Origin of the sequence: Candidatus Azobacteroides pseudotrichonymphae genomovar. CFP2 (assembly GCF_000010645.1) — a bacterium.
In the GTDB taxonomy this organism is placed as follows: domain Bacteria; phylum Bacteroidota; class Bacteroidia; order Bacteroidales; family Azobacteroidaceae; genus Azobacteroides; species Azobacteroides pseudotrichonymphae.
On the sequence record NC_011565.1, the window covers coordinates 688,834 to 702,829 of the forward strand.

Annotated in this window: 11 protein-coding genes and 1 tRNA gene; 5 read left to right on the plus strand and 7 right to left on the minus strand. The window is 31.0% G+C overall.

Annotation, left to right across the window (positions count from 1 at the left end):
• Nucleotides 1-6 precede the first annotated feature (6 nt).
• Entirely contained in the window at nucleotides 7-1,440 is a 1,434-nt protein-coding gene (gene hxsB / locus CFPG_RS02790) for a His-Xaa-Ser system radical SAM maturase HxsB (RefSeq protein ID WP_012573507.1), read from the minus strand.
• A 5-nt stretch (nucleotides 1,441-1,445) separates the two neighbouring features.
• Nucleotides 1,446-1,748 (minus strand): His-Xaa-Ser system protein HxsD, encoded by a 303-nt coding sequence (gene hxsD / locus CFPG_RS02795; protein WP_012573508.1) that lies wholly within the window; start codon nucleotides 1,746-1,748, stop codon nucleotides 1,446-1,448.
• Nucleotides 1,749-2,804: 1,056 nt separating this feature from the next.
• Here hxsD and pyrB point away from each other — a divergent pair.
• Nucleotides 2,805-3,713 (plus strand): aspartate carbamoyltransferase, encoded by a 909-nt coding sequence (gene pyrB, locus CFPG_RS02800; RefSeq protein ID WP_012573509.1) that lies wholly within the window; start codon nucleotides 2,805-2,807, stop codon nucleotides 3,711-3,713.
• On the opposite strand, the gene murB is transcribed toward pyrB, so the two are convergent.
• Complete coding sequence (gene murB, locus CFPG_RS02805; protein WP_012573510.1) at nucleotides 3,708-4,712, minus strand: UDP-N-acetylmuramate dehydrogenase; 1,005 nt, start codon at nucleotides 4,710-4,712, stop codon at nucleotides 3,708-3,710. The two genes, pyrB and murB, sit on opposite strands and share 6 nt — an antisense overlap.
• 73 nt (nucleotides 4,713-4,785) lie before the next feature.
• Between murB and rsmA the strand changes: the two genes are divergently transcribed.
• Nucleotides 4,786-5,574 (plus strand): 16S rRNA (adenine(1518)-N(6)/adenine(1519)-N(6))-dimethyltransferase RsmA, encoded by a 789-nt coding sequence (gene rsmA, locus CFPG_RS02810; RefSeq protein WP_012573511.1) that lies wholly within the window; start codon nucleotides 4,786-4,788, stop codon nucleotides 5,572-5,574.
• Between the two features lie 141 nt (nucleotides 5,575-5,715).
• Here rsmA and argH read toward each other — a convergent pair whose 3' ends face one another.
• The 3 genes from argH to pyrE form a co-directional block, all read right to left on the minus strand.
• Nucleotides 5,716-7,047: an argininosuccinate lyase gene (gene argH, locus CFPG_RS02815; RefSeq protein ID WP_012573512.1), complete on the minus strand. Its 1,332-nt coding sequence runs from the start codon at nucleotides 7,045-7,047 to the stop codon at nucleotides 5,716-5,718.
• A 148-nt stretch (nucleotides 7,048-7,195) separates the two neighbouring features.
• Nucleotides 7,196-7,456 (minus strand): hypothetical protein, encoded by a 261-nt coding sequence (locus CFPG_RS02820; RefSeq protein WP_041572407.1) that lies wholly within the window; start codon nucleotides 7,454-7,456, stop codon nucleotides 7,196-7,198.
• Between the two features lie 4 nt (nucleotides 7,457-7,460).
• Nucleotides 7,461-8,102 carry an orotate phosphoribosyltransferase gene (gene pyrE / locus CFPG_RS02825; RefSeq protein WP_012573513.1) on the minus strand — a complete coding sequence of 214 codons (642 nt, stop codon included), beginning with the start codon at nucleotides 8,100-8,102 and terminating at the stop codon, nucleotides 7,461-7,463.
• 2,075 nt (nucleotides 8,103-10,177) lie between these two features.
• On the opposite strand from pyrE, the gene CFPG_RS02835 reads away from it, so the two are divergent.
• Nucleotides 10,178-10,251 (plus strand) — tRNA-Arg (locus tag CFPG_RS02835).
• A gap of 14 nt (nucleotides 10,252-10,265) precedes the next feature.
• On the opposite strand, the gene miaB is transcribed toward CFPG_RS02835, so the two are convergent.
• Entirely contained in the window at nucleotides 10,266-11,615 is a 1,350-nt protein-coding gene (gene miaB, locus CFPG_RS02840; RefSeq protein WP_012573514.1) for a tRNA (N6-isopentenyl adenosine(37)-C2)-methylthiotransferase MiaB, read from the minus strand.
• A gap of 751 nt (nucleotides 11,616-12,366) precedes the next feature.
• On the opposite strand from miaB, the gene CFPG_RS02845 reads away from it, so the two are divergent.
• Together CFPG_RS02845 and CFPG_RS02850 are read left to right on the plus strand one after the other, a co-directional pair.
• Nucleotides 12,367-12,729, plus strand: coding sequence for a twin-arginine translocase TatA/TatE family subunit (locus CFPG_RS02845; RefSeq protein ID WP_012573515.1), 363 nt, complete (start codon nucleotides 12,367-12,369; stop codon nucleotides 12,727-12,729).
• Between the two features lie 168 nt (nucleotides 12,730-12,897).
• Nucleotides 12,898-13,863 carry a polyprenyl synthetase family protein gene (locus CFPG_RS02850; protein WP_012573516.1) on the plus strand — a complete coding sequence of 322 codons (966 nt, stop codon included), beginning with the start codon at nucleotides 12,898-12,900 and terminating at the stop codon, nucleotides 13,861-13,863.
• Nucleotides 13,864-13,996: the final 133 nt, after the last annotated feature.

A 13,996-nucleotide genomic window follows, 5' to 3' on the forward strand; every position in this document is an offset into this window, starting at 1 on the left:
CGTTTGCTATGACTGTCTTGTTATCCAAGACCAAAAAACATTGTTAATTTTGGGATCGTTCTTTTTAAGAAGTTTAAGCAAGTATTTGATAATCGTCTTGTGTTTTTTACAAGATTCGTTTGTTGGACGATGTCCAATCATATCATTCTGTTCGGAAAAATTACGAACAGGATCTGCCCCACAAAATGGCTGATAAGCACATTCACTACAAACAGGGAGACATTCGGTACAAGAATTGGTTATTACATTATGTAAAAACTCCCCATTAAACATTTCTCGATAAGTATTTTCTTTTACATTTCCCATCTTGAAGTAGTAATTATTGGAGCTCGACATCATTCTTGCTTCATCGGAAACGTATACATCACCATTATAGTCATAAATAACACCGCTGATACCTACTCCAGCGGGTGATTGTAAATCGACAAAACCTGTTGCAAAAGGTGTTAGGATACGTGTCAATAATAGTCTTGCGTAGTTTTCAACGAAAAATATACCGTTCAAGTTCAATTCGATGATATAATTCAAAGCTCCTTTGTAATTATCGATAAATTCCGAAATAGGATAAGCAATTTTATGTTTGTCACGTTTCGCAAATCCATAAGGATTCAATGCTCTTAAAAATATTGAATTAAAGCCCAATCGGATATACTCGTCTATAATCTCTTTGAAACGTCCTAAACTGTAATATGTTGTTGTCATCAATGCAGAAATGCTATCTTTCCCTAATATTATTCTGCATAAATCCAGTTTTTCCTCGAAAATCTCATGACTGTATTTGGTCTCCTGTAAAGGACGATTGGTATTATGTAAATCGCTTGGACCATCCAATGAAGTTGAAATATGACATTTATGTTTTTTGAGGTATCTTAGAATTTTGGGTGTAATCAAACTTATATTTGTGCAAATCACAAACTCTAAATGTTTTTTTTTGAATAAATTAATCCATTCTGCCTCTTCCATAATATATTGTACCATTTCAAAATTTGTTAATGGTTCACCTCCTTGAAACTCGATTTTTATTATAGACGAAGGACTTTCAAAAATCATTTTTACAATCTTTTTAGCAATACCTTTCGACATATCGAATCCCTTTTCAATTAAATTTTTCTTTGAAGCTTGACAATAAATACAATTGGAATTACAGCGCACAGTAGGAACAATCATATGTAAACTCGTGAAGTTGTTAAGTACGCTTTTCTTTGTACGGAATTTAGCTGCCAACATTTCAATTATAGGCTCTATATCTGTATCTGTAGCTATTTGTTTAGATTTCAAATTGAGAAATGCATCACTTTTTGTATCCATTTGTTGGGATACAAATTTTCGGAAGTCATTTATCGACAAAAATTCAAATTCACCAACATCATTAGAGAGAAAGTATTCAGTGTCACTAAATCTTTCAAATCGAAAGGGCAATAGTTGGTATGTCTTTGTCATAAACTCTAACTTATTGGTGAGAATGCTTTTTCAACTATTCTATTACGGATATAACCAAATTTCTGTTCTGTATCAAAACGGACTTGTTGGTCAATGAGTTCATTTCCAAATTCTTTTTCTAATAATGTCCAATTTGTGACACTCTCAATTTTTTTTTGAAAAGATATAGAAGTAATGTCGCCAATTCGCTTTTGTGAAATATAGTACCTGTCAGTAAATTTGTAGGCGGCGGAAGTAATTGTTTCTTGATTGTAGATATTCAAATCTACATTGATTATTAATTTATTCTGTTCAATTTTAAAAGACATTTTACTTTTTTTACAGTAAAGAAAACTTAAACTACTTAGCACAATATCTTGAATGCTAGCAGTAGATTCTCTCAAACTCTTGTACTTTACAAGTAAACAAGCTTAGCTGACATTTGTCTTTGTAACCTCATCCTTTTTTGAAAAATATATGGAAATGTTCAAGACATTAATTCATACTAGTAAAATTTAAGCAAATCCCTCTGCTCAAAGAATGGAGCTAAATATTTTTTTATTAAAAATAAAGTAAAAAAACACACATACTTCCTGCAAAGATATAATCAAAACTCTTCGGAAACAATTTATAATGTCGATTAATGAAGAAAATTTTAAAATATTTATATCTATAGCTATGTTTTCAATTGGTTAACTTATTAATGAAAAAGCATCTAATAAATGAGATAATCAATGCAATTTTGTATAGTTTATGATATAATAAAGGCATCTTTGATTAAGTTTTTTTTAAAAAAGGGAAGAGAGTGTAATGATTTTTCTATGTCACTAGATACAGAACTACTTGGAAATCATTTTTTACCTTGATATAAAATTGTATTTATTTGGAATATTTTTTCTTATTTAAAATTCTATTATACACTTCGCAACTTTTTTTACCTATTTATTATTATTGTGAATAATGGTAGGGAGAGAATTTGAATTACTTAAATTCTGTTCAGAGAAAAGCAAGTTGAAGTAAAAACAAATTCGGAGAAGGAAATCAAATCAACAGAGTTTTCTTACATAATAATAATCGTTCTAATTCTACTCCCGCAAAAATAAAGTAATTTGGAAAATGTTTCAAACATTACTATCCAATCCAAGCGAATCGGACGTATGAAAGATTAAAAAATATATTTTTGCGCAATTGATATCAGTTTGAGAAATTACCAACTTAAAATATTAAGTTTTAATAAGATTAAAGGAGTGAGAATTGTTATATATCTATTAATTTTATGCGGGTATTGATTTTTATTATATTTCGTGCTCGACAAATATACTGAATAACGGCATGCTGTGATGGATGATACCTTTATTCCGTGAATATTATGAAATAGGTTTTTTATGAAAAAAAAGGATTTTGTATCTATTACCGATTGTTCCAAACAAGATATTTTGCATTTGATTGAACGGTCGGCATATTTTGAACGAAATCTAAATCAGCTTTTATTAAAGGATAAAATCTGTGCTACGCTTTTTTTTGAGCCATCTACACGCACCCGTTTGAGTTTTGAGACAGCTATTAATCGTTTGAATGGTCGGATTATTGGGTTTTCTGATGTTCATACTACGAGTAGCTCTAAGGGAGAAACCTTAAAAGATACCATTAAAATAGTGAGTAATTATGCTGATGTTATTATTATGAGACATTATTTAGAAGGAGCAGCTCGTTACGCTTCTAAAATAACAGATGTGCCGATTGTCAATGCTGGCGATGGAGCCAATCAACATCCTTCGCAGACTTTATTGGATATTTATTCTATGTACAAAACACAAGGAACACTTTACAACCTGACTATTACTATAGTGGGCGATTTGAAATATGGTCGAACTGTTCATTCTCTTCTTAATGGTATGTCTTATTTTAATCCTACTTTTCATTTTATTGCTCCTGAAGAATTGAAGTTACCGATTATTTATAAGCAGTTTATGGATGAAAACAGTATTCAATATTTCGATCACTCGGATTTTTTGGTAGATATAATCAATCAATCTGATATACTCTATATGACTCGTGTACAACGAGAACGTTTTAATGATTTGATTGAATACGAGAAGGTGAAAAATGTGTATGTTCTTTCTAATGATATGCTCGCTGATAGTAAAGATAATCTTCGAATATTGCATCCTTTACCTCGTGTAGGAGAGATTACTTCTGATGTGGATACTAATCCCAAGGCGTACTATTTTGAACAAGCTAGAAACGGTATTTTTGCTCGGCAGGCAATTATATGTGATGTGTTAGGTTTATAAGTAATCTACTTCCGTCTGAAGTTCTATACCAAAAGTGTCTTTTACTAAAGAGTAAATTTTTTCTGCTAGTTGTGCAATATCTTTGCCCGTAGCATTCCCTTGGTTGACAATGATTAAAGGCTGTTTCTTATAGATAGCTGCACCTCCTAAACACTTACCTTTGCCTCCGCATTGTTCAATCAGCCAAGCTGCAGGGATCTTTACTGTTTTTTTGTCAATAGGATAAAAAGGAATGCTAGGATATTGTTTTTTTAGTCGTTCATAATGAGCAATATGAATATATGGATTTGTAAAGAAACTACCAGCATTCCCAAAAATTGCAATATTAGGTAAATATGATTGACGAATAGAAACAATAGCTTTTCGTATAGTGGATAGATTAATTTCTTTTCCTTTTAGAGCAAATTTTATATTATCGTAGTCTAATTTAAATTGTGGTTTTTTAGAAAGTCTGTATACTACATGTGTAATGTAAAAAGTCCCTCTTGAGTTTTTAAAAAAGCTGTGGCGATAAGAATAATTGCATTCTTTGTATGAGAATATTCGTTTTGATTTTGTTATAACAGAGTAAGTATGTACTTCGTCTATAACATTGGATATTTCTACTCCGTATGCTCCAATGTTTTGAAAAGCGCTTGCTCCGACTTCTCCAGGAATCAGAGAGAGATTTTCAATACCTCCCCAACCTTTATCAACACAATAGGATACGAAAGAATCCCAATTTTCCGAAGCTCCTACTTTGAGACGAATATATTCCTTGTTTTCTTCGATAATTTCAATTCCTTTTATCCCTGAATGGACGATTGTACCTTCAAAATTATTTAAAAATAACAAATTACTACCTTGTCCAATATGATAAATCGATTTGGAACAAAAATGTTTATCTTTTTGTAATTTTTGTAAATCCTCTTCTGATTCGTATTCTACGAACCAACGAGTTTTAACATTCAAATGAAAAGTATTATACTTTAGTAATGAATAGTTTTCATATATGTGCATAAGTTTTTTTGTTTTTTGGTAGGACGGTAAAATTACCACAAAAAACTTATCTTTGCTTCCTACTGTCTGTAACATGTCTAATATTTATAGAATTTTTCCTAAAAAATCTTTAGGGCAATATTTTTTAAATGATTTGTCTGTTGCTCAGCGTATTGTTGAAACCACTTCTTTTTATCCTGAACTTCCAGTATTAGAAGTTGGCCCTGGTACAGGTGTTTTAACTCAATTTCTTTTATATAGTAAGAGGAATTTAACAGTTGTAGAAATAGACGAACGATCTGTAAATTTTTTAAAAAAACGTTATCCACAGTTAGGTAATCGCATTATTGAGGCAGATTTTCTGAAGTTGAGTTTAGGCGATTTATTCCCTGGATATTTTTATGTAATTGGCAATTATCCTTACAGTATTGCTAGTCAAATTTTTTTTAAAATATTGGATTATAAAGATAAAATCCTTTCTTGCTCTGGAATGTTACAAAAAGAAGTTGCAGAACGTTTAGTTTCTTCACCTGGAAAGAAAACTTATGGAATTATTACTGTTTTGCTACGTACTTGGTATGATGTAGAATATCTTTTTACCGTACCTCCAAGTTGTTTCAATCCTAATCCAAAGGTTGATTCTGCAGTTGTTCGTATGGTTCGTAATGGGAGAACAAATTTGGGTTGTGATGAATCTTTATTTAGAACTATTGTTAAAACGGCTTTCAATCAACGGCGTAAAATTTTGAGAAATTCTTTGAAGTCTTTGTTCAGAAGAGAAACTAGTATTTCTATTTCCCCGCTTTTTTACAAACGTCCTGAACAATTATCTATAGAGGAATTTATAGAACTTGCAAATCTGTTTAACTCTTTAAAGAGTTAGTTCTAAACATGATATCTATTCCTTTTTTCTTTGTTTTATTTAGATTTTTGGAAAATCTAAATAAAAAAATAAGTATTAGATTTTTTTGTCTGAAAAATTCAAATTCAGAACTGTAAAAACTTGAAAATATGCTTTGGCTATTTATTTTAGCAAGTTTTGTACTGCTTTATTTACTTTTTCAAAGTTGAATCCATCAATAATTAACTCTTTCATTGCGGTGATCTTATCATTGCAAAGATTACCAATACTTCCTTCGTGTGTATGGTTCACTTTTTTGTTTGGGGTAAAATTACCATTTTCAATTTCTAACCCTACTTGTTTATATGCATCACGAAAAGGTAGTCCTTGTAAGACAAGTTCATTAACTTTTTCTACACTGAATATGAAAGAATATTTATCATTATCCAAGATATGAGTATTAATATCTATTTTTTGTATCATTCGAAAAACCATTCGAATACATTCTGACAATTCTTCAAAAGAGGGTAAAAATATTTTTTTTGTTATTTGCAAATCGCGAAAGTATCCTGAAGTGAGATTATTAATGATTAAGGTAATTTGTTGGGGAACACTTTGTATCCAGTTGCATTTTGCTCTTGCTAGTTCAAATACATCTGGATTTTTTTTGTGAGGCATAATACTTGAACCAGTAGTAAATTCATTGGGAAGTTTAATAAATTCAAAATTTTGGTTGCTATATAAACACACATCAGAAGCTAATTTGGAAAAAGTTGCTGCAATTCCTGCTAAAGCAAACCCTACTGTTCGTTCCATTTTTCCTCTTCCCATTTGGGCATATACTGCATTGTAATTCATGGAATCAAATCCCAATAAATCCGTAGTGAGTTGCCTATTCAAAGGGAAAGAAGAACCGTAACCAGCGGCTGACCCTAGAGGATTACGATTGCATATCTTATAAGCAGCTTGTAACAATAATAAATCATCTACCAAGCTTTCGGCATAAGCTCCAAACCAAAGTCCAAAAGATGAAGGCATTGCTATCTGTAAATGAGTGTATCCCGGAAGTAAAATATTTTTGTATTTATCGCTTTGAATGATTAAAAAGTTTATAAATTCCGAAATTTCCTTAGTCAAAGTTTGAATAGCATCTCTTGTAAAGAGCTTTAAGTCCAGTAATACCTGGTCATTGCGAGAACGTCCACTATGAATTTTTTTTCCTATATCACCCAATTTTCTGGTGAGCATCAATTCTACTTGGGAATGAACGTCTTCTACTCCTTCTTCAATTGAGAATTGTTTATAATCAATTGATTTGTAAATACTTTTAAGTTCGATAAGCAATTGACTAAGTTCACTAGAGGTTAGTAATCCTATACTATTCAACATAGTAATATGAGCTATAGAACCTAAAATATCTGACCTTACTAGGTATAAATCCATTTCACGATCTTTATCAATCGTAAATTTTTCTACTTCTTTATTGATCTCAATATTTTTTTGCCACAATTTCATTGTATAGTGTTTCTGTCAAAACGTCGGCAATTTTATTTATTCTTTCTTGCAAAAAGTTGAATAACATTGATTTAAGAAAATGATTTAGAGTGTCTTTTATGATTAACTTCATTTTTGTTTCATTCTCAGACCTTGAAACTAATTGGATTCACATGTTAGCCTTTGTCGAAATTTGACTAGTTAAAAACTTAATGGTTTTTGGAGTAATATGTTTGATAATGGAAATTTTTACTTCCCCTATAGGATTTATGAGAAAAGAAGAAGAATTTCCACCGAAGGAAAGGTATTGAAATTTATTGTTAATGATTTTATCTCTTATCTTTTCAAGACTAATTATATTGGACAACATTTCGCATATCTGTAGTTGATTGTAAAAAGGTGTTTTTATATCATTTGTATATTTAGTCATAAATTTATTTTAGTTGATTCCCCCATTGAGATGGGTTTTTTTTCCATTCTTGAAGAATTTTAATTTCAGATGAATTGATATAATTTGTCTCTAGAGCTTCTTCTAAAACAGTATCATAGTTACAGAGTGCAATCAATTTAACTTTAGCTGCTTTGAATTTTTCTTCAGCGATGAGAAATCCATAAGTAAAAATGGCTACCATTCCTATTACTTGACATCCTGCATCACGTATAGCTTTAACGGCTCTCAAACTACTTTCTCCTGTAGAAACTAAGTCTTCAATTATTACCACTTTAGCATTTGGTTTCAAATCACCTTCAATGAGATTTTCTAATCCATGATCTTTGGGGACCGAACGAATATATGTGAAAGGCAGATTTAATTCTTCTGCTATCATTGCTCCTTGAGCAATTGCTCCTGTGGCTATTCCAGCAATGGAATCTATACTTTCATAATTTTCAAAAATAGTTCGTATCAGCTCTAATTTGATAAAATTGCGGATAGGTGGATGAGAGAGAGTTTTTCTATTATCGCAGTAAATGGGGGATTTCCAGCCCGATGCCCATGTAAAAGGATTAGTGGATTGAAGCTTTATTGCTTTGATATCAAGTAATTTTCTTGCTAATTGTTGTTTTAATATTTTCATTATTCCTCCTTGTGGATTTAATGATTGCAATTTTTATGGTAGCAATTATCTAAAATAATAATCAAAAACTAAATTTTTGTCTTTTCATTGCTCAAAAGTAAAAAAACTCGATCTTTTTATAACTGAATTAGATTAACTATAATCATAAAAGAAGCGTTTTTTTAAGCTATTTATCAAAACTATATATACGATTGTTACCGTTTGCATGCTTTGAACATAGTTTTCACCTTTGTGATAAAGACACTTGTTAGCTTTATTTTAGGATGTTCATTCCAATGGAGCCTACTTTCCCATTTATTTCTCAAAATTTACGTTCAAAGCAAGCTAATACGAAAGCTACAGTTAGCAGGAGAAGATTTGTCCACCTTTCATTTTTACCCGAATACAGCGTATTCTCCTCTCTTACAAACATAATGACCTCGCTTTCTTCAGAGCTATACTTTCCATAGGGGAAAGAACAGGGAGAGAGTACAAACAAGATCGATACTAGCTTTTTCAAAAAAGTTTCGTCACTGTTATTGCTCAAAGATAAAAAATAAATAAAAAATCCAGCAAAAATTATTTGTTCTCTCATTTAAGTTATCAATGAAAAAAATATTATTTAGGTAATAAAAAACTAAAATAATACCTACTATTCGATTGGAAAGGAATGGCTATGATTCTATTGTTTCTTTAATTTTTTGAAAAATTAATAAATAATAGCAGACTACAAATTATAATTATGTCTACTTTAGGTGTTTTAGCAAAAAACCTATTCCTATCCTACGCAGGTAGTATAAGATTATGCTTCTTACATTTATCTTTGTTTTGGGCTCCTTTCTCCCCCCCCCACCTTCCACCTCCTCTCTTCTCCTCTTCATAGCTCTTCTTCAGGCCTGATTATTGTCTTTCGTCACCCTGTTGTAAAATCTCTTTGTGCTTCTCTTCTGCATGTTTGTTCATCTTCAGTGGAGCGTCTGAGTTTATGTTCGGGTGTCACCGACTTCTTAAATGATGTAGTTAACCATTCTATACGGAATCAAAAACTTACATTTCATGATTATTAGATGAATCTCCACTGATATTCTTCTTCATTGTTTTAGACTTTGGATAGCGAGTTTTTTAGCAGTTTATCTTAAAGAGACAACGTTGGACTTCAGGGTTAGTTTGGTTGTAATGGTATATTTTGTAGGAGAGCTTTTCTTTTTTCTTATTTATATTCTCATCTTATTTGCAATATCAGCTAGTCAATGAATAGTTTTTCTCCATTTCACTTTTGACTATCAATCTTCTCAATTTTTACCCATGAGATTTTTCTGACTTATATGCCAGTCTCTCCATCTATCAGATAGATAGTTATTCACATTCTCTATTTTTAGAGCCTTAGCTCTTCTCATCCTAATAATAGGTCGATAATCCTGTGACAGTTATATATATAGTATATATGTTTGAGCTCCGAATTAACAGGGGGTCAGTGGACTTGTCTTCCGCATCCATTTTATGTGCCCTTTTATATTGATGCTCTTGCCAAAATGCGGGAGTATATTATTGGTACGATAGAAGCCCATTCATGTCATTTTTCATATCATGGATATTATCATCGTATAGAGCCTCTGTGTCCCTATCTGGTATTTATTGTTAGTAAGACCAAGTCCCTCCTTTTCAATCCTTCTTTATTCTTTTAGGTGTCTTCAACGTCTCTGAGCTTTATATCATGTTTCTTTTACTGTTTTCTATAGTTTAGGGCTAGTTTTTTTAAAATCAAACAAGTAAAGAAGATGAAGATTTTTTTCTCTGAAAAAAGTTTTTTTTAAAACATAATATTATTAGTTCAATAAACTCGTCATCTGTATAGTTTCCAATTCACAGGGGATTAATTATGAATGTATGCTCTTGTGTTGTTTTTTTCTGAAATAGGAACAAAATCCCTTATTATAAAGGATAAAGGAGCTATCTATAGTATAGCCATGTATTTTTTGAAATCGATATATTATTCTAAAGTAAAAAATTCTTTGTTATGCTAATAAATTTTAGCAAAAGCAAAACAAAGTATAAAGATAAAAATTAAATTTGCATTGTTATTAGTTTTGAAAAATGGCCGCGTAGCTCAACTGAATAGAGTAGCTGACTACGGATCAGCCGGTTACAGGTTTGAATCCTGTCGCGGTCACAAAGCAAAAACGATTATAATTTTGGATCGCCAAATAAAGTAGCAGCAGAAGCTTTTTTAATTTCAACTAACACTTTCTCGCCAATATGGTAATTTTTTCTAGGGAATAGAACAATTTTATTTTGTAAAGTTCTCCCAAACAGTTGTTCTCGGGAACGTTTAGAAAAACCTTCTATTAATATTTCCATTGTTTTCCCAATATTTTCTTTATTTTTCATGAGAGATATTTTTAATTGTAGGGTAATGATTTCATTCAAACGTCTGATTTTTACTTCTTCTGGAACATTATCGGGAAGATAACGAGAGGCATAAGTTTCCGGACGTTCTGAATATTTGAACATAAATGCCGAATCAAAACCAACTTCTTTCATGAGAGAAAGCGTTTTTTTATGATCTTCCTCTGTTTCGGATGGAAAGCCACAAAATAAATCTGTTGAAATACTTACTTCGGGGACAATTTTTCGAATAGATGTTACTCGTTGCAAATACCATTCTCGTGTATATTTTCGATTCATAGCTCTTAGGATTTTAGAACTTCCCGATTGGATTGGTAAATGAATGTGTTTGCAAATATTATTGTATTTGGCAATCACTCTTAAAGTTTCGTCTCCCATATCCTTAGGATGAGAAGTGGTAAAACGAATACGCATTTCAGGTGCATTCAAAGCTACTAATTCCAGTAAATGTGGAAAATCTGTAATGTTCTCATTTTTATAAAAATAGGAATTTACATTTTGTCCTAAGAGTATTACTTCTTTATATCCTTGTTCTTTTAAAATGTGTAATTCATTCAAAATACTCTTTGGATCACGACTCCTTTCTCTACCACGAGTATAAGGGACAATGCAATAGGAACAAAAATTATTACAACCTCTTATGATGGAAATAAAACCAGAAATTTTAATTCTTGATAATTTTAAGGGGACAATACCTTTGTAAACTTCAGTAGATGATAAGTTTATGTTGATAGCTTTTGCTCCTTTTTCAACCGTTCCTATTAAGTGAGGTAAATCCATATAAGAATCTGGTCCAACTACAAGATCAACATGATATTGTTGTATCAATGTTTCCCTTATTCTTTTTGCCATACAACCTAATACACCAATGATAAGCTGATTCCTTTTTTTTTTTAAGGATTGAAAATATTGTAGTCGAGAAAATATTTTTTTTTCTGCATTTTCTCTAACGGAACAAGTATTTATCAAAACGACATCAGCCTCCAATATATTTTCAGTATATTCAAAACCATCCATTTGCACAATAGCGATTACGATTTCGCTATCAGCAATGTTCATTTGACATCCATAAGTTTCGATGAATATCCTTCGAATATTATTGTCAGTTGACAATTTTTCTTCGAACATATTTTTTGAAAAGATTCGTGGTCACAAGTTAGGGATTTTTTTGCAAAATCTTTTGTAGTATAAAAACAATTATGCATTAAAAATATATTTCTTACACAATGCTGTCAGGTCGAAAGTTATTCATTATATATAAATTGAATAAATAGATGGTGGAATGTAGTAGTGAACTTTGTCAGGGGGAAACTGGGAGAGGAATGGTTACATTGTAATGATTTGTAAAAATTAACGTTAGTTAATTTTAAGTAACCTGTTGAATGTTTCTTTCAGAACTATTCGGAATTTTAGAACAATACCAGCGGATTTTTTAAAATTGAAAAATTTTGAAAAGAATAAGTATGTACAGTTATTATTTTTTTAAGAAAACTTTCATTGGAAAACTATTCATACTATTACCTACTTGTTTTCGGTATGATGGATGTGTAATGAATTCCGAGAGGGGTCAATAGGAGAGAGATTGATAAAGAAATAGTTTAAAAAAGAAATGAGACATTTAGCTGGGATGTTTAGCTTTTATTTTGGTATAGAGATTGCACATGTACAGAGTTGAAATGGGAAATGGGATTGCTTTATTGAATGACAGTAAATATGAGATGAAAACTTTGGCATATCAGTACAACAGATATGAAAATTCATAACGGACTAAGTAAATATTATATCTGTACTGGCTATGTCAATAATTCATCAGTAAACTTCCTTTTAGGAAAGTTGTATATTTGACATTTTTGAAAAAATTATAGAACTTAGAAGAGTTATGAATTGGTCTGATTATGTTCCTTTACTGATTGTTTTCGTAGTTGTTTTTCGTTCAGTAACGAAAGCGACTAGAGAAAAGAAACGAGATACAATGAAAACAGACGTGCCTCACTATAAGAGTGAAAAGGAAATGTATTCTCCAGATACTTCTACTAAAAAAAGGACTGCTAAAAATAAAAGTACGATGCAAGCAAAAGCTATTCGAGCAGTTGAGCCGAAAACTTTTTCTACAATTGATGATACTGTGTGCATGGAGATGGAAAGTTTGAATAATGATTTTTTCCCTATTAAGAATATAGATGAAATTCGTCGCATGATTGTTTATGCGGAGATTTTTAAGAAAGGATTTTATGATAATTAAAATTTGAAAGAGTGATGAAATGAACGATTAGAGACTTGTCACATAAGTGACTATTTATATTTCATTTTTTCAGGATTAGATCTTTTATATATTGTTACTTTTCAAATCTTTCAAATCTTTCAAATCTTTCAAATCTTTCAAATCTTTCAAATCTTTCAAAGAAAAAAAATGAACTATCAAGAGGCATTACCACTTATTACAAAGAAGATTGCTGAAATATCTTATCCTAAACAACCGAAAGAACTTTACGAGCCTATGATTTATCTTTTGTCTATGAAAGGGAAAAGAATTCGTCCTATATTTACACTCATGGCTTGTCGTTTGTTTCAGGAAAATATAAAATGTGCCATAGATGTGGCATTGGCTTGGGAAATCTTTCATAATTTTACTCTGATGCATGATGATATTATAGATAATGCCTTCTTAAGAAGAGGACAGTCAACCGTCCATACAAAATGGAATAAAACAATAGCACTTCTTGCCGGTGATTCTATGCTGATACTTGCTTATAAATATATAGCTAAGTCACCTCTACAATATAGAGATATTCTATTACACTTATTTTCTTCTATTGCTGCAAAGGTTTGTGAAGGACAAGCATACGATATGTTATTGGAAAATCGTTTAGATGTTCGTAAAAAGGAATATCTGGAATTAGTTCGTCTTAAAACAGCTACACTGTTATCTGCCTGTTTGTATTCGGGAGCTATTGTAGGTGGAGCAAGTGGACAAGATGCAAAATTCTTGCAAGATTTTGGTATCAATTTAGGCATTGCTTTTCAAATACAAGATGATATGCTAGACGTATATGGGAATAGTTCTTTTGGCAAAGAGATAGGTAGTGATATTTTTTCGAATAGGAGAACGTACTTACTCATAAATGCCTTAAATATTTGTGATGAAATGGAACGAAAGGAATTGCTCTTTTGGTTAAATGAAAAAGAACAAAAAGAAGAAAAAATCACGGCTATTATTTCTTTATATGACAAGATGGAAATAAAGAAAAAAACTTGTAGAACAATAGAAAGTTATTACAGACGAGCGTTGTTCTCTTTAAAAAAAGTAAATGTTGAAGAAGAAAAAAAGGTAGACTTAGTCGAGTTAACAAAAGAATTGATGAATAGGACATCTTAGGTCATAATGGTAATTATATATTTTTTCATTTTATTCATGGTCATGGTTAGGACTTCTTATAAATTTATGATAGTGAAGGAGATGTGTTTTTAGATAATCAGAGGTGTGAAAATATGTAAAATATTAAAGTACA

Excerpts from the sequence above, each read along its gene's own strand:
- miaB (WP_012573514.1), bottom strand. The coding sequence starts at position 11,615 with ATGTTCGAAGAAAAATTGTCAACTGACAATAATATTCGAAGGATATTC.
- hxsD (WP_012573508.1), bottom strand. The coding sequence starts at position 1,748 with ATGTCTTTTAAAATTGAACAGAATAAATTAATAATCAATGTAGATTTG.
- pyrB (WP_012573509.1), top strand. The coding sequence starts at position 2,805 with ATGAAAAAAAAGGATTTTGTATCTATTACCGATTGTTCCAAACAAGAT.
- CFPG_RS02820 (WP_041572407.1), bottom strand. The coding sequence starts at position 7,456 with ATGACTAAATATACAAATGATATAAAAACACCTTTTTACAATCAACTA.
- murB (WP_012573510.1), bottom strand. The coding sequence starts at position 4,712 with ATGCACATATATGAAAACTATTCATTACTAAAGTATAATACTTTTCAT.
- rsmA (WP_012573511.1), top strand. The coding sequence starts at position 4,786 with ATGTCTAATATTTATAGAATTTTTCCTAAAAAATCTTTAGGGCAATAT.
- hxsB (WP_012573507.1), bottom strand. The coding sequence starts at position 1,440 with ATGACAAAGACATACCAACTATTGCCCTTTCGATTTGAAAGATTTAGT.
- CFPG_RS02850 (WP_012573516.1), top strand. The coding sequence starts at position 12,898 with ATGAACTATCAAGAGGCATTACCACTTATTACAAAGAAGATTGCTGAA.
- CFPG_RS02845 (WP_012573515.1), top strand. The coding sequence starts at position 12,367 with ATGAATTGGTCTGATTATGTTCCTTTACTGATTGTTTTCGTAGTTGTT.
- argH (WP_012573512.1), bottom strand. The coding sequence starts at position 7,047 with ATGAAATTGTGGCAAAAAAATATTGAGATCAATAAAGAAGTAGAAAAA.
- pyrE (WP_012573513.1), bottom strand. The coding sequence starts at position 8,102 with ATGAAAATATTAAAACAACAATTAGCAAGAAAATTACTTGATATCAAA.